The organism is Variovorax paradoxus, assembly GCF_040544635.1.
In the GTDB taxonomy this organism is placed as follows: domain Bacteria; phylum Pseudomonadota; class Gammaproteobacteria; order Burkholderiales; family Burkholderiaceae_C; genus Variovorax; species Variovorax paradoxus_R.
The window spans coordinates 203,564-225,056 of the sequence record NZ_JBEPKJ010000002.1 but is presented as its reverse complement, the minus strand read 5'-3'; the positions used below and the strand labels follow the sequence as shown (position 1 = coordinate 225,056).

General features: G+C 67.5%; 22 protein-coding genes. 5 read left to right on the top strand and 17 right to left on the bottom strand.

Annotation, left to right across the window (positions count from 1 at the left end):
- Positions 1-101 precede the first annotated feature (101 nt).
- Positions 102-1,886, top strand: coding sequence for a lipid A export permease/ATP-binding protein MsbA (msbA, locus tag ABIC94_RS04815; RefSeq protein WP_354371739.1), 1,785 nt, complete (start codon positions 102-104; stop codon positions 1,884-1,886).
- A 7-nt stretch (positions 1,887-1,893) separates the two neighbouring features.
- On the opposite strand, the gene rng is transcribed toward msbA, so the two are convergent.
- The 9 genes from rng to ABIC94_RS04770 are packed head-to-tail and all read right to left on the bottom strand — an operon-like array spanning position 1,894 to position 9,431.
- On the bottom strand, positions 1,894-3,420 hold the full coding sequence (gene rng, locus ABIC94_RS04810; protein ID WP_354371737.1) for a ribonuclease G: 1,527 nt from the start codon (positions 3,418-3,420) through the stop codon (positions 1,894-1,896).
- Positions 3,421-3,427: 7 nt separating this feature from the next.
- Entirely contained in the window at positions 3,428-4,030 is a 603-nt protein-coding gene (locus ABIC94_RS04805; protein WP_354371735.1) for a Maf family protein, read from the bottom strand.
- A 2-nt stretch (positions 4,031-4,032) separates the two neighbouring features.
- A complete protein-coding gene (locus tag ABIC94_RS04800; protein ID WP_354371733.1) occupies positions 4,033-4,713 on the bottom strand; it encodes a phytanoyl-CoA dioxygenase family protein in 681 nt (226 codons plus the stop codon).
- Positions 4,710-5,177 (bottom strand): 23S rRNA (pseudouridine(1915)-N(3))-methyltransferase RlmH, encoded by a 468-nt coding sequence (gene rlmH / locus ABIC94_RS04795; protein ID WP_354371731.1) that lies wholly within the window; start codon positions 5,175-5,177, stop codon positions 4,710-4,712. The genes ABIC94_RS04800 and rlmH overlap by 4 nt, the downstream gene beginning before the upstream one ends.
- Positions 5,174-5,839, bottom strand: a complete 666-nt coding sequence (gene rsfS / locus ABIC94_RS04790; RefSeq protein ID WP_354371729.1) for a ribosome silencing factor — start codon at positions 5,837-5,839, stop codon at positions 5,174-5,176. The genes rlmH and rsfS overlap by 4 nt, the downstream gene beginning before the upstream one ends.
- Complete coding sequence (gene nadD, locus ABIC94_RS04785; protein WP_354371727.1) at positions 5,839-6,465, bottom strand: nicotinate-nucleotide adenylyltransferase; 627 nt, start codon at positions 6,463-6,465, stop codon at positions 5,839-5,841. Before nadD ends, rsfS begins: the two co-directional genes overlap by 1 nt.
- Positions 6,462-7,379, bottom strand: coding sequence for an oxygen-dependent coproporphyrinogen oxidase (hemF, locus tag ABIC94_RS04780; protein ID WP_354371725.1), 918 nt, complete (start codon positions 7,377-7,379; stop codon positions 6,462-6,464). Before hemF ends, nadD begins: the two co-directional genes overlap by 4 nt.
- The gene (gene purD, locus ABIC94_RS04775) at positions 7,379-8,677 is read right to left on the bottom strand and encodes a phosphoribosylamine--glycine ligase (protein WP_354371723.1); all 1,299 of its coding nucleotides are present in this window, start codon (positions 8,675-8,677) and stop codon (positions 7,379-7,381) included. The genes hemF and purD overlap by 1 nt, the downstream gene beginning before the upstream one ends.
- A gap of 28 nt (positions 8,678-8,705) precedes the next feature.
- Positions 8,706-9,431, bottom strand: coding sequence for a YebC/PmpR family DNA-binding transcriptional regulator (locus tag ABIC94_RS04770; protein WP_126746025.1), 726 nt, complete (start codon positions 9,429-9,431; stop codon positions 8,706-8,708).
- A gap of 117 nt (positions 9,432-9,548) precedes the next feature.
- Here ABIC94_RS04770 and ABIC94_RS04765 point away from each other — a divergent pair, with 117 nt between their 5' ends.
- Genes ABIC94_RS04765 through ABIC94_RS04750 form a run of 4 tightly spaced genes read left to right on the top strand, consistent with a single transcriptional unit; the run spans position 9,549 to position 12,946 of the window.
- Positions 9,549-10,337, top strand: coding sequence for a class I SAM-dependent methyltransferase (locus ABIC94_RS04765; protein WP_354371721.1), 789 nt, complete (start codon positions 9,549-9,551; stop codon positions 10,335-10,337).
- 2 nt (positions 10,338-10,339) lie between these two features.
- Positions 10,340-11,368 (top strand): Rid family hydrolase, encoded by a 1,029-nt coding sequence (locus ABIC94_RS04760; RefSeq protein ID WP_354372033.1) that lies wholly within the window; start codon positions 10,340-10,342, stop codon positions 11,366-11,368.
- Positions 11,369-11,399: 31 nt separating this feature from the next.
- The gene (locus ABIC94_RS04755) at positions 11,400-12,203 is read left to right on the top strand and encodes a lysophospholipid acyltransferase family protein (protein WP_354371719.1); all 804 of its coding nucleotides are present in this window, start codon (positions 11,400-11,402) and stop codon (positions 12,201-12,203) included.
- The gene (locus ABIC94_RS04750) at positions 12,170-12,946 is read left to right on the top strand and encodes a glycosyltransferase family 2 protein (RefSeq protein ID WP_354371717.1); all 777 of its coding nucleotides are present in this window, start codon (positions 12,170-12,172) and stop codon (positions 12,944-12,946) included. The genes ABIC94_RS04755 and ABIC94_RS04750 overlap by 34 nt, the downstream gene beginning before the upstream one ends.
- Before the next feature lie 16 nt (positions 12,947-12,962).
- Here the strand turns inward: ABIC94_RS04750 and fabG are convergent, their stop codons facing one another.
- The 8 genes from fabG to ABIC94_RS04710 are packed head-to-tail and all read right to left on the bottom strand — an operon-like array spanning position 12,963 to position 21,492.
- A complete protein-coding gene (gene fabG / locus ABIC94_RS04745) occupies positions 12,963-13,694 on the bottom strand; it encodes a 3-oxoacyl-ACP reductase FabG (RefSeq protein WP_354371715.1) in 732 nt (243 codons plus the stop codon).
- On the bottom strand, positions 13,691-14,164 hold the full coding sequence (locus ABIC94_RS04740) for a hydroxymyristoyl-ACP dehydratase (RefSeq protein WP_354371713.1): 474 nt from the start codon (positions 14,162-14,164) through the stop codon (positions 13,691-13,693). The genes fabG and ABIC94_RS04740 overlap by 4 nt, the downstream gene beginning before the upstream one ends.
- Positions 14,161-14,934: a class I SAM-dependent methyltransferase gene (locus ABIC94_RS04735; RefSeq protein ID WP_354371711.1), complete on the bottom strand. Its 774-nt coding sequence runs from the start codon at positions 14,932-14,934 to the stop codon at positions 14,161-14,163. Before ABIC94_RS04735 ends, ABIC94_RS04740 begins: the two co-directional genes overlap by 4 nt.
- Entirely contained in the window at positions 14,931-15,773 is an 843-nt protein-coding gene (locus tag ABIC94_RS04730) for a polysaccharide deacetylase family protein (RefSeq protein WP_354371709.1), read from the bottom strand. The genes ABIC94_RS04735 and ABIC94_RS04730 overlap by 4 nt, the downstream gene beginning before the upstream one ends.
- Positions 15,773-18,169, bottom strand: coding sequence for an MMPL family transporter (locus tag ABIC94_RS04725; protein WP_354371707.1), 2,397 nt, complete (start codon positions 18,167-18,169; stop codon positions 15,773-15,775). Before ABIC94_RS04725 ends, ABIC94_RS04730 begins: the two co-directional genes overlap by 1 nt.
- Complete coding sequence (locus tag ABIC94_RS04720) at positions 18,166-18,813, bottom strand: LolA-related protein (RefSeq protein ID WP_354371705.1); 648 nt, start codon at positions 18,811-18,813, stop codon at positions 18,166-18,168. The genes ABIC94_RS04725 and ABIC94_RS04720 overlap by 4 nt, the downstream gene beginning before the upstream one ends.
- On the bottom strand, positions 18,785-19,783 hold the full coding sequence (locus ABIC94_RS04715) for an acyl-CoA synthetase (protein WP_354371703.1): 999 nt from the start codon (positions 19,781-19,783) through the stop codon (positions 18,785-18,787). The genes ABIC94_RS04720 and ABIC94_RS04715 overlap by 29 nt, the downstream gene beginning before the upstream one ends.
- Positions 19,783-21,492: an AMP-binding protein gene (locus ABIC94_RS04710; RefSeq protein ID WP_354371701.1), complete on the bottom strand. Its 1,710-nt coding sequence runs from the start codon at positions 21,490-21,492 to the stop codon at positions 19,783-19,785. Before ABIC94_RS04710 ends, ABIC94_RS04715 begins: the two co-directional genes overlap by 1 nt.
- Position 21,493: the final 1 nt, after the last annotated feature.

Here is a 21,493-nt window from a genome sequence, read left to right as displayed (position 1 = left end):
ACTGGTTCGATCGTGCCGTCACAAAACGTTTATTGGGCGATGCGGTCCTACACGGCCTCTTCCTCTGAGCGCCTGCCGGGCGCCCCGTAGAATCCGCCGCCATGCAAGCATCCCCCGGCAGTGAGACCGCACGCCCTCCCCTGACACGCCGGCTGGCCCGCCTCATGACCTGGTTCGGCGGCTCGCGCCATTGGTGGGCCGTCGGGCTCGTCGGCGCCCTGCTGGCCGCCATTACCGAGCCCCTGATGGCGGCCCTGCTCAAGCCGCTGCTCGACCGCGGATTCAACCGCGGCCAGCTGGCGTTGTGGATCGTGCCGGCTGCCGTGCTGCTGCTGTTCGCGGTGCGCGGCATTGCGCAGTTCATTTCCCAATATGCGCTCTCGCGCATCGCCAACGAAGGCATGCAGCGGCTGCGCCGTGTGCTGTTCCAGCGGCTCCTGGGCGCCGAGCTGGCCTTGTTCTCGCGCCAGTCGGCCAGCGCGCTCTCCAACACCGTGGTGTATGAAGTGCAGACCGGCTCCATGCTGCTGGTGCAGGCGCTGCTCGGGCTTTCGCGCGACGGCTTCACGCTGATTGCGCTGCTCGCCTACCTGGTCTACCTGAACTGGAAGCTCACGCTCATCGTCGCCTTCCTGGTGCCGAGCATCTCGTGGATCATGAAGGTGTTTTCCAAGCGCCTTTACCGCCTGACGCAGCAGGGCCAGCAGGCCACCGACGAGCTGGCCTACGTGGTCGAAGAAAACGTGCTCGCGCACCGCATGGTGCGGCTGCACGGCGCGGAAGAAGCCCAAGGCGAGCGCTTCGAGCAGCTGAGCCAGCGCCTGAACCGGCTGGCCGTGAAATCGACCATCGCCCAGGCGGCCACCACGCCGCTCACGCAGATGATGGCGGCGCTCGCGCTGTCCGTTGTGGTGATGATCGCGCTGTGGCAAAGCGGCGAGCAAGGCCTCACAGTGGGCGGTTTCGTCGCCTACATCACCGCCATGCTGATGCTGATTGCGCCCATCCGCCGCCTGGCGGACATGGCCGCGCCCATCACCCGCGGCCTGGCCGCCCTCGAGCGCGGATTGGTGCTGATCGACGAGGTTGCCCCCGAGCCGCAGGGCAGTTTCAGCATCGAACATGCGCAAGGCCGCATCGAACTTCGCGACGCCAAGGTCAGCTACCGCGGCGAAGACGAAGCCCGCGCCCTCGACGGCGTGAGCCTGACCATCGAGCCGGGCCAGGTGGTGGCTTTCGTCGGTCCTTCGGGGTCCGGCAAGACGACGCTCGTCAACCTGCTGCCCCGCTTCGTGCTGCCGAGCGGCGGGCAGGTGCTGCTCGACGGGCACGACACCAGTGAATGGGAACTGAAAAGCCTGCGCGCGCAGTTCGCCATGGTGAGCCAGGACGTGGTGATGCTCAACGACACACTGGCCGCCAACGTTGCGCTGGGCTCCAGGATCGACCGCGCCCGGGTGGGGCAATGCATAGAGGCCGCAAACCTGGCCAGCCATGTCGAAAGCCTGCCGCAGGGCATCGACACGGTGCTCGGCCACAACGCCACGCAGCTTTCAGGCGGCCAGCGCCAGCGCCTGGCCATTGCGCGCGCCCTCTACAAGAACGCGCCCATCCTGCTGCTCGACGAAGCCACCTCCGCCCTCGACACCGAATCGGAACGGCTGGTGCAAGACGCCCTGCAGCGCCTGATGCAGAACCGCACCACGCTGATCGTCGCCCACCGCCTCTCGACCATCCAGCATGCCGACCGCATCATCGTGATGGAAAAAGGCCGCATCGCCGAACAAGGCAGCCATGGGCAGCTGATGGCGCAGGACGGGCTCTACGCGCGCCTGCAGACGCTGGCCGTGCGCAGCGCAACGCCGGGGCAGGACCCGACGCTCTGAGCCGCTCTCAGAGCAGCACGATGTCGTACTGGCCCTGCCCGATGGCGGGCTCGGACTGCAGCGAAATCGGCTTGCCGATGAAATCGCTCAGCCCCGCGAGGTGCTGGCTCTCCTCGTCGAGAAAAAGCTCGATCACCTGCGGCGACGACACGATGCGGAACTCGCGCGGCGTGAACTGCCGCGCCTCGCGCAATATCTCGCGCATCACGTCGTAAGCCACGCTGCGAGCCGTCTTCACGATGCCCTGCCCGCCGCATGCCGCACAGGGTTCGCACAGCATGTGGGCCAGCGATTCGCGCGTGCGCTTTCGCGTCATCTCGACCAGGCCGAGTTGCGAAAAGCCGCCGGCGGTGGTCTTGACGCGATCGCGCGCGAGCTGCTTGCGGAACTCGGCCAGCACTTGCTCGCGGTGGTCGTCGCGCCCCATGTCGATGAAGTCGACAATGATGATCCCGCCCAGGTTGCGCAGCCGCAATTGCCGTGCAATGGCTTGCGCCGCTTCGAGGTTGGTCTTGAAGATGGTGTCGTCGAAGTTGCGCGCACCGACGAAGCCGCCGGTGTTCACGTCCACCGTGGTGAGCGCCTCGGTCTGGTCCACCACGAGGTAGCCGCCCGACTTGAGTTCGACGCGCCGGCCCAGCGCCTTGGCGATTTCCTCGTCGACCGAATAGAGGTCGAAGATCGGCCGCTCGCCCTTGTAATGCTGCAGCTTGCCGGCCGCCTGCGGCATGTATTCGAGCCCGAACTTGAGCAGCACCTCGAACTGCTCGCGCGAGTCGATGCGGATGGTCTGCGTATCTTCGCTGGTCATGTCGCGCAGCACACGCTGCAGCAGGCTCAGGTCCTGGTGCAGCAGCGACATGGGCGGCATCTTGCTCGATGCATCCCGGATGCGCGACCAGGTCTTGCGCAGATAGGCAATGTCTTCGGCCAGTTCGGCATCGGACGAGTCTTCGCCGTTGGTGCGCAGAATGAAGCCGCCTGTGTTGGCAGGCACCACGCCGCCGCTGTCGGCCGCCGCTGCGGCCTCGATCAGCGCCAGCATACGGGTGCGCAACGATTCGCGCTGGTCCGAAGGAATTTTTTGCGAAACGCCGATGTGGTTGTCCTGCGGCAAGAACACCAGCAGCCGGCCCGCAATGCTGATTTGCGTCGACAACCGCGCGCCCTTGGTACCGATCGGATCCTTGATGACCTGCACCAGCAGCGACTGGCCTTCGAACACCTGTTTTTCGATGGGCACCATCGGCCCGCCGTTGCGATGGTCGCGGTCGGGCGCAGGTGTGCTCGGCCGCGAGCCCGGCGTGAACGGCGCCACGATGTCGGCCACATGCAGGAAGGCCGTGCGCTCCAGGCCGATGTCGATGAAGGCCGACTGCATGCCCGGCAGCACGCGCGAGACCTTGCCCAGGTAGATGTTGCCGACCAGCCCGCGCTCCAGCGTGCGTTCGACGTGCAGCTCTTGCACCGCGCCGTGCTCGACCAGCGCCACACGGGTCTCCTGCGGGGACCAGTTGATCAGGATGTCTTGCATGGAATTCTCAGGTATTGAAACCGGCGCTGCGAAGAAGCTGCGCGGTCTCGAACATCGGGAGTCCCATGATGCCCGAATAGGACCCGCTGATGTGCTCGATGAACGCAGCCGCCGCGCCTTGGATCGCATAGGCGCCGGCTTTGCCGAGCGGCTCGCCGCTCGCGGCATAGCGCGCGATCTGCTTTTTGGTGATGGTTGCGAAGCGCACGCGCGACACGCTGAGCGCCGCATGGCGACGGCGGCCATGCTGCAGCGCCACGGCCGTCAACACGCGGTGCGTGGCGCCGGACAACAGTGCGAGCATGCGCTCGGCATCGCGCGCGTCTTCGGGCTTGCCGAGGATGGTGCGGCCGAGGGCCACGGTGGTGTCGGCGCAGAGCACCGGCGCATCGGCGAGCCCGAGGCGCTTGCGCCGCGCGACGGCCGCATCGAGCTTGAGCACGGTGACGCGCTGCACATAGGCGGTGGGCGATTCGTTGGGCAGCACCGCTTCGAGCGATTCGGCGTCTTCGTCGGGGCCGGCCAGCAGCAGCTCATGGCGAACGCCGAATTGGCCGAGCAGTTGCGCGCGGCGCGGGCTCTGGGACGCCAAGTAGATAAATTCAGGCAAGTTCAAGGCTCCGTGAGGTTCCAGACCAGTCCATGCGGCAACACCTCGGGTCCGAACAGAAAATGAAGAACGCGCCGGCGGGAAGGAACACGGGCGCGCGAAGAGGCGTGCAGCAGCAACGGCCGCATGGCGAAGGCATCGCCCTGCGCGGCGGGACAGGTCACCTCGGCGCGCGCGCTGCGCATCGCCTGTGCTGCCGGGCCGTCCAGCCGGCCGGCGCGATGGCTGCCCGGCACCACCCGCAGCGGGCCGGCATCGACGCCGCAATCGTCCAGGTGCACACGCACGGCGAGCAGCGACTCCAGCACGTCCACCGGCGGCTGTACATACGGCTCGCCTTCCTTGATGGCAATGGGCAACGCGGGGTCAGGCGGACTCGCGGAAGCAGGAATCGACGTGTCCTGATGCAGCGCGACCAGCCAGTTCCTGTCGGCCGTCTTGTCGAACAGAGTGCACTGCACGGCTGTGGCGTTGTCACCGAGCAGGCCGATTGCGACCAACTGCGTCTTGAGCTGCACCGCCATGTCGCGGCAGTCCGGTTGCGTCAGCAGATTGCGGCTGCCAACCGCGCTTTGCAGCCACGGCTGCAGCGACTCCGCGATTTCGTTCATGTGCCCGGCCGGCAGCAGTGCAGGCAGAAGCGCGTAGCCCGCCTCATCGAGCAAGGCGACCGGCCCGTTCATTCCCGGTGGTACGGATGGCCCGCGTTGACCGACCAGGCCCGGTACAGCTGCTCCACGAGCAGCACGCGCGCCATGGCGTGCGGCAGGGTCAGGTCGGACAAGCGGATGCGTTCGTGCGCCGCGGCCTTGAAGGCCGGATCGAGCCCATCAGGGCCGCCGATGACGAGCGCCACGTCGTCGCCCTCGCCTTGCCAGGTTTGCAGGCGTGCGGCCAGTGCCTTGGTGGTGAGTGCGGTGCCGCGCTCGTCGAGCACCACGATGCGCATGCCTCTTGCAATGGCGCCCTCGATGCGCTCGCGTTCGGCGGCGTAAAGCGTTTCGAGCGACTTGGAGCCGCGGGGTTCGGTCTTGACCGCCCGCAGTTCGAGCTTGAGTTCGGGCGGGAAGCGCTTGGCGTAGTCGTCCCAGGCAGTCTGCGCCCAGTCGGGCATGCGCTGCCCGACGGCGACCACCAGGAGCTTCATGCGCGGCGGGCTGGCGCCTTCTTGGCAGGCGCCTTCTTTGCCGCGGGCTTCTTTGCGGCGGGCTTGCCGACGACCTTGACCGGCACGCGCGCGGTCGTGGTCTTCCTGGCGGGCGCCTTCTTGGCGGCGGTTTTCTTCGCCGGGCTCCGGCTGGCCTTTTCGGCCTTGGCTTCCTGCTCGGCCGCGCGAATGGCGGTCTTGGCCGCGCTTGCACGGCGCAGGTTGGGCATCTTGGCCGCAACGGGCTTCTTCTCTTCGCTCACCTTGGCGGCGGTTGCAAGGGCCGGCTTGGTGCCGCCGAGCTTGGCGCGCACCGGCTTGTCGCCCCAGATCTCTTCGAGGTGGTAGTACTGGCGGATGGCGGGCTGCATGATGTGCGCCACGGCCGCGCCGCAGTCCACGATGATCCACTCGCCGTTGTCCTCGCCCTCGATGCGCGGCTTGCCGAAACCGGCTTCGCGCACTGCATCGCGAACGCTGGCGGCCAGCGCCTTGGTCTGGCGGTTCGAGGTGCCCGACGCAACGATCACGCGCTCGAACAGCGGCGAAAGATGCTCTGTGTCGAAAACCTGAATGTCCTGCGCCTTGACGTCTTCGAGTCCATCGATGATGGCTCGCTGGAGTTTCTGGGTGTCTTTCTTGGCGGCGGCTTCAGTGGTCATCAGGCAGAGCGGTAAAGGTGGTGTTGGTCAATATAGCGTGCAACGGCGGACGGAACCAGCGAGGAAATGTCCTCGCCAAGCGCCGCGCGCCGCCGGATATCGGTAGCGCTGGTGTCCATGGCCGGCAATTCGAGCGCTTCGAAACGTGCGCCAGCCGGGAGGCCGGGCAGCATTTTCGGATCAAAACGAGCAGTGTCGCCCGTCGATAATGCGCGATACGCTACAGAAACGATAGCAATGCCGAGTATAGCCTGCCAGCCGTGCCATGTCGGCAACGCGGTGGCCTGGTCGGCGCCCATGATCAAAACGAGCTGTGCTCCGGGTTGCTCCCGCTGCAATTCATGCAGGGTGTCGAGCGTGTAGGTGGGGCCGTCGCGCAACACTTCGCGGCTGTCGACCACCACGGTGCCCGCAAGGCCTGAAAAAGCCAGCCGCGTCATCGCCAGGCGGTCTTGCGCCGGCGTCAACGCGCGGCTCTTGTGCCAGGCCTGCCCGGTCGGGATGACGTGCAGTTCGGAAAGGCCGAGCTGCGAGAGCGCCGCCTCGGCCAGTGCGAGATGGGCGTTGTGCGGCGGATCGAATGCGCCGCCGAAAACGCCGATGCGCGGCGCGCCGGAGGGGCTCACAACCAGTCGCGCCGCACGATGAAGTCGCTGTACAGCGCGGCTTCGGGGCTGCCCGGTTCGGGTTGCTGGCGATAGGCCCAGCTCGCAAGCGGCGGCATCGACAGCAAGATCGATTCGGTGCGCCCGCCCGACTGCAACCCGAAGTGCGTGCCGCGGTCCCACACGAGATTGAACTCCACGTAGCGCCCGCGCCGATAGAGCTGGAACGCCCGCTCGCGCTCGCCCCACGGCATGCCGCGGCGCCGCTCGACGATCGGCAGGTAGGCCGGCAAGAAGCCATTGCCCACGGAACGCAACATGGCAAAGCCGTTTTCGAAACCGCCCTCGGCGAAGTCGTCGAAAAAGATGCCGCCGATGCCGCGCTGCTCGTTGCGGTGCTTCAGAAAGAAATACTCGTCGCACCAAGTCTTGAAGCGCGGGTATTTGTCGTCGCCGAAGCCGGCGAGCGAGTCGCGGCACGCGGTGTGGAAATGCACCGCGTCTTCCTCGAAGCCGTAGCAAGGCGTCAAGTCCATGCCGCCGCCGAACCAGCACACCGGGTCCTTGCCCTCGGGCAAGGCGGCCAGCATGCGCACGTTCATGTGAACGATTGGCACGTAGGGGTTGCGCGGGTGGAACACCAGCGAAACGCCCATGGCCTCGAAAGGCGCGCCCGCGAGTTCGGGCCGGTTCTGCGTGGCCGAAGGCGGCAGCTTGGGCCCGCGCACTTGCGAGAAACCGCAGCCCGCGCGCTCGAACAGTTCTCCTCCTTCCAGAATGCAGGTGAGGCCGTTGCCCTGCAGGCTTTCTCCGGGTTCCTTTTGCCAGGCGTCGCGCGTGCAGGTGCCACCGTCGGCGGCCTCGACCGCCGCGACGATGTCCTGCTGCAGCTTGCGCAGGTAGTCGCCGACTGCTGCCGGATTGGTCTGCTGCATCAAGCCTGCGGGTTGCTGCGCGCGTGGATCGCGCGGTACCCGATGTCGCGGCGGTATTGCGCGCCGTCGAAGTTGATGCGCGCGGCGACTTCGTAGGCCCGCTGCTGAGCGAGCTTCACGCTGTCCGCCAGCACGGTCACGCAGAGCACGCGGCCGCCGCTGGTCTTGAGTTCCCCGTCCTGCTGCGTGGTGCCGGCATGGAACACCACGGCATCAGGAGTCTCCGCCGGAATGCCTGTGATGCGGTCGCCCTTGCGCGGCGAAAGCGGATAGCCGTGCGCCGCCATCACCACGCCAAGCGCCACGCGCCGGTCCCACTGCAGCTCGACCTGGTCGAGCGTGCCGTCGGTGGCGTGCCAGAACACCTCGAACAGATCGGACTTGAGCCGCATCATGATCGGCTGGGTCTCGGGGTCGCCCATGCGGCAGTTGAACTCGAGCGTCTTGGGGTGGCCCGACGGGTCGATCATGAGACCGGCGTAAAGAAAGCCGGTGTACGGAATGCCGTCTTTTTCCATGCCGCGAATCGTCGGCAGGATGATTTCGCGCATGGCACGCGCGTGCACCTCGGCCGTGACCACCGGCGCGGGCGAATACGCACCCATGCCGCCGGTGTTGGGGCCTTCGTCGTTGTCGAGCAGGCGCTTGTGGTCCTGGCTGGTGGCCAGTGCGGTCACGTTCTTGCCGTCGCACAGCACGATGAAGCTGGCTTCTTCGCCCTGCAGGAACTCTTCGATGACGACGCGCGCGCCGCCGTCGTTGTGCGACACGCCGAACTTGTTGTCGACCAGCATGAAGTCGACGGCCTCGTGCGCCTCTTGCGCGGTCATGGCCACCACCACGCCCTTGCCGGCAGCCAGGCCGTCGGCCTTGACGACGATCGGTGCGCCCTTGGCATCGATGTAGGCATGGGCCGCGGCCGCGTCGGTGAAGGCCTCGTATTCGGCGGTCGGAATCTTGTGGCGCTTCATGAACGCCTTGGAAAACGCCTTGGAGCTCTCGAGCTGCGCAGCGGCCTGCGTGGGGCCGAAGATGCGCAAGCCATGGGTGCGGAATTCATCCACCACGCCGGCCGCCAGCGGCGCCTCGGGGCCGACCACCGTGAGCGCGATCTTTTCCTTCATGGCCCACTCGCGCAGCGCGGCGGGCTCGGTGATATCGATGCACTCGTAGCGCCCGTCGCTCACCGTGCCGCCGTTGCCCGGCGCCACGTACACGCGGCTGACCCGATTGGCCTGCGCCAGCCGCCACGCCAAAGCGTGCTCGCGGCCCCCTCCTCCAATTACCAGTACCTTCATTCGCAGGCCTTCATTCGCTGTGTGTCATTCATTCGGAAAGCGCCGCGTTGTGATAGACCTCCTGGACATCGTCCAGGTCTTCGAGCACATCGAGCAGCTTTTGCATCTTGGCCGCGTCTTCGCCGGTAATCTCGACGGTGTTTTCGGGCCGCATGGTGACTTCGGCCACCTCGGGCTTCAGGCCGGCGGCTTCGAGCGCATTCTTCACGGCTTCAAAGTCGCCGACAGCGGTCAGCACTTCGATGGCGCCGTCGTCGTCGGTCACCACGTCTTCGGCACCGGCCTCGAGCGCAAGTTCCATCACCTTGTCTTCGTCGGTGCCCGGCGCGAAGATGATCTGGCCGCAGTGCTTGAACTGGAAAGCAACCGAGCCTTCGGTGCCCATGTTGCCGCCATGCTTGGAAAAGGCGTGGCGCACTTCGGCCACGGTGCGCACGCGGTTGTCGGTCATGGTGTCGACAATGATCGCGGCGCCGCCAATTCCGTACCCCTCGTAACGAATTTCTTCGTAATTCACGCCTTCGAGGTTGCCGGTGGCCTTGTCGATGTTGCGCTTGACGGTGTCGATCGGCAGGTTGACGGCCTTGGCTTTTTCCACCGCCAGCCGCAACCGAGGGTTAGCACTTAGATCGCCGCCGCCAGTGCGGGCGGCCACTGTGATTTCGCGAATGGCGCGCGTCCAGAGCTTGCCGCGCTTCTCGTCCTGGCGGCCCTTCCGGTGCTGAATATTTGCCCATTTGCTATGTCCGGCCATGGCTTTCTATCTCGCAGTCTTGTGTTTTCAAAGCAGGCTCCGAGTTTACTGTCCGGCGCACACAACGACCCGGGCACCGGCGCCAAAGCGGCCAGGTCTTTTGGTGATAATCCTTCGATGACGCCATCGCCTTCTGACTGCTCCGGTAATCCGGCAATCCTCCCGCCGCACACCCCATTGCCGCTGTACTACAAGAACGAGGCAGAGCACCAGGCGTTCCTGCGCCGCATCTTCGACAGCACCGCCGCCGACTACGACCGCATCGAAAGCGTGCTCGCCTTCGGCACCGGCCCGTCGTACCGGCGGGCCGCACTGACGCAGGCGGGGCTCGTTGCGGGCGCGCAGGTGCTCGATGTCGGCATTGGCACCGGGCTGGTCGCACGCGAGGCGCTCAAGATCATCGGCCCGACGGGCCAACTGGTGGGCGTCGACCCCAGCGTAGGGATGATGGAACAAATCAACCTGCCGGGCGTGGAACTGGTTCCGGGCGTGGCGGAATCCCTGCCCCGGCCCGACGCCAGCTGCGACTTCGTGAGCATGGGCTATGCCATGCGCCACATCAGCGACGTAGCGGCCGCATTCAGCGAGTTCCACCGCGTGCTGCGCCCCGGGGGCCGCCTGGTGGTGCTCGAAATCACCAAGCCGAATGGCCGCATCGCCACCGCACTGCTCAAGGGCTACATGCGCGCCGTGGTGCCGCTGATTGCCCGCGTGGTCGGGCGCCGCACCAACACCTCGGAGCTGTGGCGCTATTACTGGGACACCATCGAGGCCTGCATTCCGCCCGAGCGTGTGCTGGAAGCGCTGCGCGCCGCCGGCTTCACCGAAGTGCGCCGGCACGCGAGCCTCGGCGTTTTTTCCGAATACATGGCCCGCAAGCCAGAAAACACCGTCGAGGCCGGTTGACCGTGCGAGTTCAGGGCGAAATTTCTCATCTGCGCGTCGAGCGCCTTTCACTGTCCGACAGCCTTGCGCTGGCCGCAAACGGCATCGCACCTTTTGCGGCGCTCGGCTACGGCACGCCGCACGAACTGGCGTGGATGCCGACCGTCAACGCGCGCGTGCTTTCCGGACAAGGCGCCATGGCCGACGTGTGGCACGTGAACGGTGGGCATGTTCAATCGGGCACCACCGGCATCGCCCGCTGGCGCAGCAACGGCCACTGGCTGCTCGGTGCCATCGACATCGACGAATCCACCGAGAAACACAACCTCGCCGAAATTGCGCACCGCGCCTACGGCGACCTCTTCAAGACGCTCGACCAGGCCGCAACGCCGCACCTGCTGCGCATCTGGAACTACCTGCCTCAGATCAATGCCGACGGCGGCGGGCTGGAGCGCTACCGGCAGTTCAACCTCGGGCGCCAGGAAGCCTTTTTCGAAGCCGGCCGCGCCGCCTTCGAAGGCGCCCCCGCGGCGTGTGCGCTTGGCATTCACCAGGGCGCACTGTCGATCCGCTTCCTGGCCGGGCAAACGGCCCCCGTGCCGGTAGAAAATCCGCGCCAGGTTTCGGCCTATCGGTATCCGGAAACTTATGGCCCGCGCTCGCCCACCTTTTCGCGCGCCGCGCTGGCCGACATCGGCAACGGCGACGTGGCGCTTTTTATTTCGGGCACCGCGAGCATCGTGGGCCACGAAACCGTTCATCGGGGAGATGTGCTGGAGCAGACGCGCGAAACGCTGCGCAACCTCGAAGCGGTGATCGCGGCGGCCAACAGCCAGGTCACGGCAACGTTCTCGCTCGCCATGCTCGACTGCGTGGTCTACGTACGCCATCCGGCCGACACCGATGCAGTGCGCGGCGTGCTCGAGAACGCGCTCGGCGCCGATGCGCCGATGATTCGCCATGCGGTCTACCTGGAGGCGGACATCTGCCGCAGCGACCTGCTGGTCGAGATCGAAGCCCATGCCGTCGCCCCGGGTCGCCTGCGGGCCTGACCCGTTGTTGCGATTCGATCGGACCGGTGAGATGTCGATGATCCGCGTGCTGCGCATTCTCACGGCCATTCCGCTCGCGTTGATGCTCTACGCGCTGCTGCTCTTCCTGGGCCTGATTTCGCTGGCCTGGAATTTCGTCGCCATGCTGCTTTATCCGGTGATGCCGGAGGCGCCCGCCCGCAAGCTGGGCCGCCTGACCATCGCCTTTGCCTACCGCATGTTCTGGGGCTTGGCCTCCGTGACCGGAATGATGCGCATCGACGCCAGCTGCCTCGACCCGATGCGCACCGAGCCCGGCGTGATCTTCATCGCCAACCACCCGACCATGCTCGACGCGCTGCTGCTGGTGGCGCGGCTGCCACGCAGCGCCTGCATCATGAAGGCCGACCTGCTGCACAACATCTTTCTCGGCGCGGGTGCGCGCCTTGCGCGCTACATCAGCAACGAATCGGCACGCACCATGGTGCGCCTGGCCGTGGCCGACCTGCGCAACGGCGGGCAGCTGGTCATTTTTCCGGAAGGCACGCGCACGGTAACGCCGCCGCTCAATCCGTTCGGCCACGGCGTGACGCTGATTGCCAAGCTCGCACAGGCACCGATCCAGACCGTGTTCATCGAAACCGATTCGCCGTATCTCAGCAAGGGTTGGCCGCTGTGGCGCGTGCCGCCGCTGCCCGTCGTCTTCAAGCTGCGGCTGGGCGAGCGGTTTGCGCCCTTGCAGGACAGCCACGTGCTGCAATCGGAGCTGGAACAATACTTTCGCCAAAACATGGAACAGCGCGCCAACGACGCGTCCCCCGCATGCCAGACGCCTCGCGCACACACCTTGTCCTGATTCCCAGCTACAACACGGGCGAACGCCTTTTCTCGACGGTCGAAGCGGCGCGCGCGCAGTGGAATCCGGTTTGGGTGGTGGTGGACGGCAGCACCGACGGCACGGGTGAACGCCTGCAGCAAATGGCCGCCAGCGACCCGGGCCTGCGCGTTTGGCTGCTGCCGCACAACCAGGGCAAGGGCGCGGCCGTGCTGCACGGCCTGCGCGCGGCACGCGAGGCCGGCTTCACGCACGCGCTCACCATGGATTCCGACGGCCAGCACCCGGCCGACCTGATTCCCTCTTTCATGACCGCATCGCAGGCGCGGCCCGAAACCATGGTGCTCGGGCGCCCGGTGTTCGATGCCTCCGCCCCGCTGCTGCGCGTGCGCGGAAGGCGCGTGTCCAACGGCTGGACCCAACTCGAAACCCTGTTCGCCGGCGTGGGCGATTCGCTCTACGGATTTCGCGTGTACCCGGTGGCCGACCTGATCGCCGTGATGGCACGCCAGCCGTGGATGCGGCGCTTCGACTTCGACACCGAGGCCGTCGTGCGGCTGGCCTGGCGCGGCGTCAAGCCCGTGAACATCGACGCGCCGGTGAAGTACCTGACGGCCGAGGAAGGCGGGGTTTCACACTTTCGCTATGGGCGCGACAACGTGCTGCTGACGTGGATGCACGCACGGCTGATGGTCGAATTCGTCTTGCGCCTGCCCGCGCTGCTGTGGCGCAAGGCGCGGCGGCTGCCGCCTTTTCAACCCTGACCCAGACGGGCGGCGGCTAGATCATTCCGCCGTTGATCGAAATCACCTGCCCCGTGATGTAGGCCGCCTCGTCGCTGGCCAGGAACGAGGCCAGCGCCGCCACTTCCTGCGGCGTTCCGGCGCGTTTCATCGGGACCATCTGGTTGACCATGGCCGGGTCGAAGGCCGCATCGGCCATCGGCGAGGCGATGATGCCCGGCGCAATGGCGTTGACCGTGACGCCGCGCGACGCCACTTCGAGCGAAAGCGCCTTGGTCGCGCTGTTGAGCGCGCCCTTCGCGGCGGCATAGTTGACCTGCCCGCGGTTGCCGGTCAGCGCCGAGACGGACGAGATATTGAGCACGCGCCCCCAGCGCGTGCGCATCATCGGCAGCAGCAGCGGCTGCGTCACGCGGAAGAATCCGTTGAGCGAGACATCGATGACCTTGTGCCACTGCTCGGCGCGCATGCCGGGCAGCACCGCGTCGTCGTGCACGCCGGCGTTGTTGACGATGATCTGGACCGGCCCGCCTTCGAGCATGCGTTCGCACGCCACGCGGCAGGCTTCGTCGCTTCGCAGATCGAACACGTGGCACTCGGCCTTGCCGCCCGCGGCCGCAATCGTGGCTGCCAGCTGCTCCACCGCTTCGGGGCGCGAATTGGCGTGCAGCAGCACCGTGGCGCCGTCGCGCGCCAGGCGCTCGGCCATGGCGGCGCCCAATGCGCCGCTGGCGCCGGTGATCAGTGCGCGTTTTCCTTCAAGGCTCATGCGGTGGTCGCTCCGGTTGCAAGCGGTGTGTTCAGCACCACCACGGCGCGGCCTTCGGCCAGCATGAGGCCATCGCTGTCCTTCACCGCGAATTCATAAAGGATCTGGTTCGTATCGCCCGAGAGGCGCCGCGCCTGCACCTGCAGTGCGCCGGCAACGTCGTCGAGCCGCGCGACCGAAAATCGCACATTGCGCGCACTCGCCAGAAAGCCAGCCGACGGCGTGCTTCCCTCGGCGGCCAGCAGGCCGCCGTGCAGCGCCATGGCCTGCGCGGCGTATTCGATGGCGTTGGGCGCGAGCAGACCGCCCGCGGTGCGCAGCGGATTGTCCGGTTGCGCATGGGTGCGGGTGCTGCAATGGATGGACTCGGCGTCCCAGCGCTCGAGGCGGTCGAGCAGGCACATGCTGCCGCTGTGCGGAATGCGCTGCGCAATGCCCGCACGGTCGAGCGTTTGGGGGGCCGTTGTCATGCAGAGGGCTCCAGGTCGGCCACCAGCAGCACGTTGGCAAAGGGCGTGCCTTCGCTCATGGGGATGCTCTGCACGCTGAAACCCAGCCGCTGCAGCACGGCGATCCAATCGGCCAGCGGACGGCCCCAGGTGGGCGACACCTTGTGGCCGCGGATGCGCGTCACGGTGCGGTCGACCCACTGGCTGATGGCGAAGCCGCGCTTGCTCGAAGCATCGCCCACGCGCAGCAGCAGCCGTGCATCCACATTGCCGCCGCGCTGCAATGCATCGCGCACGCGCTGCAGAACGCCGTCTTGCGCCTCGATGTTCACGTAATGCAGCACGTCGAGAATCACGACCAGGTCGCAGTCCGGCAACGGCGCCGAGCACATGTCGGCACAGACCAGCTTCGGTGCCGGTTGCAGATGGCCGATGGAAGCCTCGGCACGCGCCACGTCCTTGGGCATCAGCTCGATGCCCGTGTAATCGGCCGCCGCCGGCGTGGACTTCCACGAAGACGGCCAGCGGCCTTGTGCCTGCATCTGGCTCATCGATGCGAGCAGGCTCGCGAAGAGCCCCTGCCCGCAGCCGATGTCGACCACGCGGCGATGCTCCGGGCCGATCAGCCCGCGCTCGAGCAGCCCGCGAAACACGGGGTCGCGCCCCAGCTTGCCGCGCGCGAAATGCCAGGCGAAGCTGCCGCCCTTCTTGTAGGGAATGGTGGCGGCCTCATGCAGTTCGCGCCATGCGCTGTCGGTGGTGCCGGTCGAAGAAGGCAGCACCGCGCTCATGGCTTCAGGCCCTCGGGCAAAGTGACGGCGCTAAGGCCTTCGGCGCGCAGGCGTTCGAGCAGCAAGGGCAATACCTCCAACAACACGGGATTTCCTTCGGGGGTGCGCGCGGCGTTGCCGTCGTGCAGAAGCAGGATGTCGCGCGCCTGCAGGTTGCGGGCGAGGCGCGCCATGACCTTGGCGGGATCGCCTTCGCGCGTGTCGAAGCCGCGGCGCGTCCAGCTCACGAGCGAAAGGCCGAGCCGGTGCAGCACCGGCTCCAGGAACGGGTTGCGCAAGCCGGCCGGCGCACGGAAACAGGTCGGGCGCTGGCCCGTGGTTTCAGCAAGGATTTCCTGCGCCCGCGCAATCTCGCTCGCAAAGCCCCTGGGGCCGAGAAAAGAAAAATTGTGCCGATGCCGCGCGGTGTGGTTCTGGATGCTGTGGCCTCGCGCCACGATCTCGCGCGCGAGCGCCGGATGCGCAAGCACGCGCTCGGCAATGCAGAAAAAAGTGGCGCGCTGGCCATGCGCGTCCAGCAGGTCGAGCACGCGGGGCGTGACCTCGGGCTCGGGGCCATCGTCGATGGTGATGGCCACTTCGCGCCGCGCACCGGCCGCCTCGGGCAAGCGCGTGACGTTGGGCCCCAGAAGACTGCTGCGCGGCGTGAGCCCCGCACCGGTGATGAGCGCATGGTTCAGCACGACGGCACCGATGGCCCAGGGCATCGCCCCCGGCACCAGCGCGCCCGCGCCGATGGCGGCCACGTGCACGGCCGCGCTCACGCGAATGACCGGCGGCCAGGGCCAGGATTCGGACGGTGCGGCGGATGTGGAGGACATGGCTCGGGATTTTCCCATCAGCCGCGCGCGGGCGGCGGCGCCACCCGGCTGGCGAAGGCCGCCGAGAGCAGCAGCGCCAGCAAGGCTCCGGGCGCAACCACGCGGCCGATGGACGACAGCGCCGGAATATCCGAGATCGCGATCAGCCCGAAGGACACCACGGTGGTCAGGTTGGCCAGCATCAGCGAGGCCAGCGTGTCCTCGTCGGCCCGGCCGGACACGCGGAGCTGGTCGAAGAACAGCGCGTAGTTGGAGCCGACCGCGACGATCAGCAGCAGGCCGACCAGGTGCAGGATGCCCAACGGCACCTGGAGCACGGCCATGCCGCCGAGCGTGAGCACCACCGCGACCACCAGCGGCTGGCAAACCGCGAGCAGGCGTTTGCCCGAACGCAGGTAGATACCAAGCAGCACCACCACGGCCAACGCGCCGAGCAGCACCTGGACGAAGGCCTCGTGCAGGTAGCGTTGATAGAGCCCGGCGAGTTCGCGGCCCACGTCGACCACCTGCACTTCAGGCGCGCCGACGAGCGCCGCTTCGAGCCGCCCCGCATCGAACTTCGGGCCCGGATGCAGAACCACGAGCGTCGACCAGCCGCCGCCCGGGCGTTGGTACATGAGCGTGTTGACGAGCGAACCGAGCGGGCCGTCCTTCAGGTCGGCACGCCGCACGGGCGCCAGCTTGCGCGCGGCTTCGACTTCGGCCAGGAACGGTCCGAGACGCGTGGCGGGCAACGGCGATCCTTGCGTGGCCTCGGCCAGCCGGGTTCGCAGGGTCTCGACATCGGGCAGGCTGGCCAGCCGCGCGGCCTGGGTCGCCACGCTTGGCAGCACGCGCGTCACGGCTTCGAAACCGCCGAGCTCGCCCTTGTCGACCAGCGCCTCGAGCCGCGCGGTGGCCGCCTCGGTGTTGCGCAACGCGGCCTCTTCGTCGGCGCCGTAGACCACCACGAGCGTGCTGCCGTCGCCCGTGCCGATGTCGGCGCGCAGCATTTCATCGAGCTGCTGGGCCGACTTGGGCACCGGGCTCATCGCGCCAAGGTCGGCGCGCCAGAGATGCCCGCCCTGCCAGATGACCAGCGCCAGCGCGGCCACGCCAAGCCCGGCCAGAACCCAGCGCAGTCGCGGCAGGCCGCGAACCAGCAGGCCGGCGCCGCGCGCCATGTACTTGCGCATGCCCATGCCGGTGGCACCGTCGGGCGCGAGCATGGGCAGCGCATAGCGCGTGGCAAGCGCAGCCGCCACGAGCCCCGCAATCGAGAAAACACCCAGTTGCGCCAGGCCCGGAAATCCCGAGAACACCAGCGCGGCAAAACCGCACACCGAAGTCAGCAGCCCGAGCCGCACGGTGGGCCAATGCACGTCGCGCCAGCGCGCCCAGCCGGTGCCGGCCACGGCGGCGCCCCGCGCCTGAATGAGGTAGTAGATGGCGTAGTCGACCGTTTCGCCGATCAGCGTGCTGCCGAAGCCCAGTGTCATGCCATGCACCGAGCCGAACACCACGCTCACCGCGGCGGTACCGATGACCACGCCCGTAGCCACGGGAAGAAAAGCGATGACCAGCGCGCGCGGCGACGCAAAGGCCAGCAGCAGCAGGCCGCCCATCACGATGCCGCCCACGATCGCGAGGTGAATGGCTTCGGTCTTGATCTTGTCGCGGCTCAGCACCGAGAACACGGGCGGGCCGCTGAGCAGCAGCTTCGGCCTGGCCTCGCCCATGCCGCGCGTTGCGGCGTCGAAGGCTGCGTGCACGCTCGCGATGGTCGCGGCCTGAGCATCGAGATCGCTGCCCGCGGCACGCGTGGTGGCAATCATGAGCGCGCGCGGCGCGTTGCGCGACATCCACACGCCGCCCTCGGTACGCGGCGCGCTTGCCGGCGCCAGGTCCACGGCAATGCGTTGCGTCTCTCCGGTGGGGTCGCGGTCGAGCAAGGGCTTGATCACGTTGCCGGCCGGCGTACCCAGCATCGACAGCGTTTCGTTGATTGCGTCGCGCAAACCGTCGACGGTGAACTGCTCGGGTTTGACGCCGGGCGAGAGCTGGTAGCGGTGCTCGAAGACCCAGGTGCCGGCTTCGGTCCAGTCGCCGGTGTCGCCGTTCTGGATCAGGTCGAACAGCCGGCTTTCGCGCATGGCCTTGGCCACCGCGCGGGACACCTCGGCGCGCTGCTCCGCGCTGGCGCCGCCCTCGATGCCGAGCAGCAGCGTGCGCGAGGCGACACCGCTTTGCAGCTGCTCGATGAGCACCTGCTGCCGTACATCGGGGCTCTTGGGCAGGAAAGCCGAGAGGTCCGCGCTGAACTGCGTGCGCGCGATCTGCAACCCGCCGCCGAGCAGGACCAGAGCCCACACCAGCAGCACCAATGCGCGGCGCTGCCAGCTCGGCGGCCCTCCCCCGGTCTCGCGTGCGATCACGGCGTGGTGCGCCCGGCAGCGCCTGCTGGCGCAGTGGGTGCGTTGGACGCAGCGCCCGGCCGCTCGGGCGTGATGTTCATCACCGAGCGGTCGCCACCGACGAATTCCATTTCAAGGCCCAGCACTTCGCTGGCGCGGCCGGTGATGCGGATGCTGCGCATCTGCGCCGCAAGGCGGCTGTCGATGGGCGTAAGGTCGAGCGTCCAGTTGCCGGCCGAACCGCCCACGGTGCTGCGGAAATAGCGCTGCAACGTGGTGCCGTCGCCTGTCAGCGTGCCGCGCATGGCTTCGACCAGGCCGAGCAGCTCGGGCATGCTGTCGAGCGTGAGCGTGCGGTTGCGGCCGCCGCGCGACAGCGTCAGCGTGTTGCCCTCGACCGCCATGGTTTCCACGCGCGGCGACAAGGTGCGCCGCACCAGCTTGTCGGGCGCTTCGAAGCTCAGCGTGCCGCGGGCATCGAGCGGGCCTTCCAGCCCGTGCACGAAGCGCTGCTCGGTGAAACGGGCCTCGCCGCTCTTTTGCTTCGAGAGCAGCCCCATCAGCTCGGGCAGGTCGAAAGCCCACGCCGGCGCGGCGCAGCAGGCCAATGCCAGCAGCAGGCTCCTGCAAAGCCAGTCAAACCGAATCTTCGAGCCAGAAATCATGAAAATTGAACCAGTTGTAGGGGTAGGCGCGGCACAGCGCTTCGAGGTGCGAAACGTAGGCTTCGACTGCCGTGCGGATGCGGCGTTCCCGCTCGGCGGGGTCGGACGGCCGCTCGCTGAAATCGGCCAGCAGGTCGAACTGAACATCGTAGCGCGCGCCGCCGCCGTAGAGGCCGGCCATGAAGAACACCTTGCGCCGCAACAGCGCTGCAAGGCGAAACGGGCCGTCGTTGAAGCTCGCCGGCTGGCCCAGGAATGGCAGCACGATGTTGTTGCCGCGCTGCTGCGCGGGCTGGTCCTCGCTGCCCGGCAAGGTGCGGTCGACGAGCATGCCGCCGAGTCCGCCGTTGTCGAGCCAGTCGCGCAGCGCGAGCATCGAATGCGGCCGGCCCAGCGCGATCACGTGAGGCCGCAGTTCGGGCAGGCTGATGGCATTGAGAATGGCCGTGATGCGCTGTGCGTTGTCGGGGTACATCAGCATCGCCAGGCGCAACTCATGCTTGTGCTGGCTCTTGTGCTTGCAGGCGCCCATCGCCTCGAAGCTGCCGACGTGCGCGCCCAGCAGAAAGGCGCCGCGCCCCTTCAGCGCCTCGGCTTCCAGCGGAAGGTTGCCCTCGACCTTCACGTCGAACAGGTCCATGCGTCCGCGCAGGAAGTACACCCGGTCGAGCACCGTCGAGGCAAAGGCGTGCAGCAGGCGATAGCCGTCTGTCCACCCTGCGCGCGGGCCGATGGCCCTGAACAGATAGCGCTTGATGTGGCGGCGCTGCGCGGGCGCGAACAACAGAAAGTAGAGGCTGATCGGCGGCAGCAGCAGCCGCGTGACGTGGCGCCCGCAGACCAGCGCCATCAGGCAGATGAAGCGCAGCGCCAGCATGTTGCTGCGCTCCGGCGCGTGCGCCCAGTCGCCACGCTGGCCTGTCTGCGCCGCCTCTTTCACGGCGTGCGTCTCGACGTCGGTGTGCTTCATCACGCCGACTCTTGCACCGCGGTCCAGCGGCCGGTGACAGCCACCACGCCGTCGCAGCGCACGTCGAAACGCACGCCGCGCGCAGCGCCGGGCTCGGGTTGCAGTTCGATGGAAAGCATGCTTCCCGGACGCACAGGGGCGAGAAACTTGGCCGCCGCGAGCGTGGGATGGGCGCCCAGGCGGGCAACCAGCGCCGGCACGCGCTGCACGGCCTCCATGACCTCGGCCAGTATCAGCGCCCCCGGCAGCAGCGGCTGACCGGGAAAGTGGCCCGCAAACGCCGGATGATCGATGGGCACCGCATGCGCCATTTGCACCGGGGTGTTGTCGCCCGCGAGCTGCGCGAGCGCGAATTCGCGCAACGCCCGCACCGTGAGCTTGCCGGTCCCTTCGCGCGGAAAAGCCTTCACTTGCACCACGCGGCGCGGAACGAACACCGACTCCAGCCGCTGCCGCAACGCGGCGATGATTTCGCCGGACGAGAGTGTGGGCGCCACCACAAAGGCCACCGGGCGCACCACGCCGTCGGCCACTTCGTCGGGGAGCCAGAACGCGCCGTCTTCAACGCCCGCAATGCTGTTGAGGTGATAGTTCAGGTGCGCGAGCGAACTGCGCCGGCCCGCCACGTGAATCAGGTCGTTGGCGCGGCCGAACAGCCTGAAGCGGCGCGCATCGAGCAGTTCGAGCACGTCGGCCATAGGCGTGGGCTCGGGCAGGAAGTCGCCGCTGAAAACAAAGCGCTCGGGTCCGTCGCCCTCGCCCGCCTCGGCATGCACGCGAATGTTGCCGAAGTTTTCCCAGACCTCGCTCTGCGTGGTGCGGCGGGTGGCGACCTGGCCGGACTCGGTGCTGCCGTAGATTTCGATCAGCACGCCGCCCAACGCCTGTTCGGCCTGTGCCGCCAGTTGCGGCGACAGGGGTGCGGTGGCGGAAAGAATCAGGTCGACCGGCGGCAGCTCGATGCCCGAGAGCAGCAGTGTCTTCAGGTGGAAAGGCGTGGTGACCAGCGCGCGCGGGCGCGGCACCGAGGCCAGCGTTTTCACGACGTCGGCCGGAAAGAACGGCCGCCCGCTTTCGAATGCGGCACCGCCCAGCATGGCCAGCAGCACCGACGATTCCAGGCCGTAGCTGTGCTGCACCGGCACGGTCGCGACCAGCGTCAGGCCGGCAAGCGACGGCCGCCCGAGCAGGCTGGAGAGCCGCTCCACCGCCACCGCGACGTCGCCGACCAGCGTTTCCCATCGCTTGGCGTGCGGTTGGGGCACGCCGGTCGAGCCGGAGGTCAGCAGGCTCACGGCGTGCATGCCGCCATCGACGGCCGGTACCTCGAGGCCGTCGCCGCCTTCGAGGCTGGAGCGGTCTTCGATCAGCACGCGCGGCATGCCCGGGGTGGCAAGGCCGGCGTCGTCCGTCAATGCAAAAAGACCGGCACCTCCGGCGTCGAGCAGGCGCGCGAGCGTGTCGGGCCGGGCGTCGGGCGGCAGCAGGCTCGCGTGGCCGCGCACCAGCGCAGCGGCCAGGCTGACCGCAAAGGCGTAGCGGTCGACGCAAAGATTGACGGCTTTGCCCTCTGCGGGCAGCACCGGCGCGAAGCGGGCCACGTCGGCCAGGAACTGGCGCGTGCTCACCGGCACGCCCGCGCGCCAGACCAGGGGCGCATCGAGGTCCCGGTTCGCAATCAGGGGCAGCAGGCGGGTATCTGCGCTCACG

Coding starts and splice junctions, on each gene's coding strand:
- msbA (WP_354371739.1), top strand. CDS start 102: ATGCAAGCATCCCCCGGCAGTGAGACCGCACGCCCTCCCCTGACACGC.
- rng (WP_354371737.1), bottom strand. CDS start 3,420: ATGCAAGACATCCTGATCAACTGGTCCCCGCAGGAGACCCGTGTGGCG.
- ABIC94_RS04800 (WP_354371733.1), bottom strand. CDS start 4,713: ATGAACGGGCCGGTCGCCTTGCTCGATGAGGCGGGCTACGCGCTTCTG.
- rlmH (WP_354371731.1), bottom strand. CDS start 5,177: ATGAAGCTCCTGGTGGTCGCCGTCGGGCAGCGCATGCCCGACTGGGCG.
- rsfS (WP_354371729.1), bottom strand. CDS start 5,839: ATGACCACTGAAGCCGCCGCCAAGAAAGACACCCAGAAACTCCAGCGA.
- hemF (WP_354371725.1), bottom strand. CDS start 7,379: ATGCAGCAGACCAATCCGGCAGCAGTCGGCGACTACCTGCGCAAGCTG.
- purD (WP_354371723.1), bottom strand. CDS start 8,677: ATGAAGGTACTGGTAATTGGAGGAGGGGGCCGCGAGCACGCTTTGGCG.
- ABIC94_RS04770 (WP_126746025.1), bottom strand. CDS start 9,431: ATGGCCGGACATAGCAAATGGGCAAATATTCAGCACCGGAAGGGCCGC.
- ABIC94_RS04765 (WP_354371721.1), top strand. CDS start 9,549: ATGACGCCATCGCCTTCTGACTGCTCCGGTAATCCGGCAATCCTCCCG.
- ABIC94_RS04755 (WP_354371719.1), top strand. CDS start 11,400: ATGTCGATGATCCGCGTGCTGCGCATTCTCACGGCCATTCCGCTCGCG.
- ABIC94_RS04750 (WP_354371717.1), top strand. CDS start 12,170: ATGCCAGACGCCTCGCGCACACACCTTGTCCTGATTCCCAGCTACAAC.
- fabG (WP_354371715.1), bottom strand. CDS start 13,694: ATGAGCCTTGAAGGAAAACGCGCACTGATCACCGGCGCCAGCGGCGCA.
- ABIC94_RS04740 (WP_354371713.1), bottom strand. CDS start 14,164: ATGACAACGGCCCCCCAAACGCTCGACCGTGCGGGCATTGCGCAGCGC.
- ABIC94_RS04735 (WP_354371711.1), bottom strand. CDS start 14,934: ATGAGCGCGGTGCTGCCTTCTTCGACCGGCACCACCGACAGCGCATGG.
- ABIC94_RS04730 (WP_354371709.1), bottom strand. CDS start 15,773: ATGGGAAAATCCCGAGCCATGTCCTCCACATCCGCCGCACCGTCCGAA.
- ABIC94_RS04720 (WP_354371705.1), bottom strand. CDS start 18,813: ATGATTTCTGGCTCGAAGATTCGGTTTGACTGGCTTTGCAGGAGCCTG.
- ABIC94_RS04715 (WP_354371703.1), bottom strand. CDS start 19,783: ATGAAGCACACCGACGTCGAGACGCACGCCGTGAAAGAGGCGGCGCAG.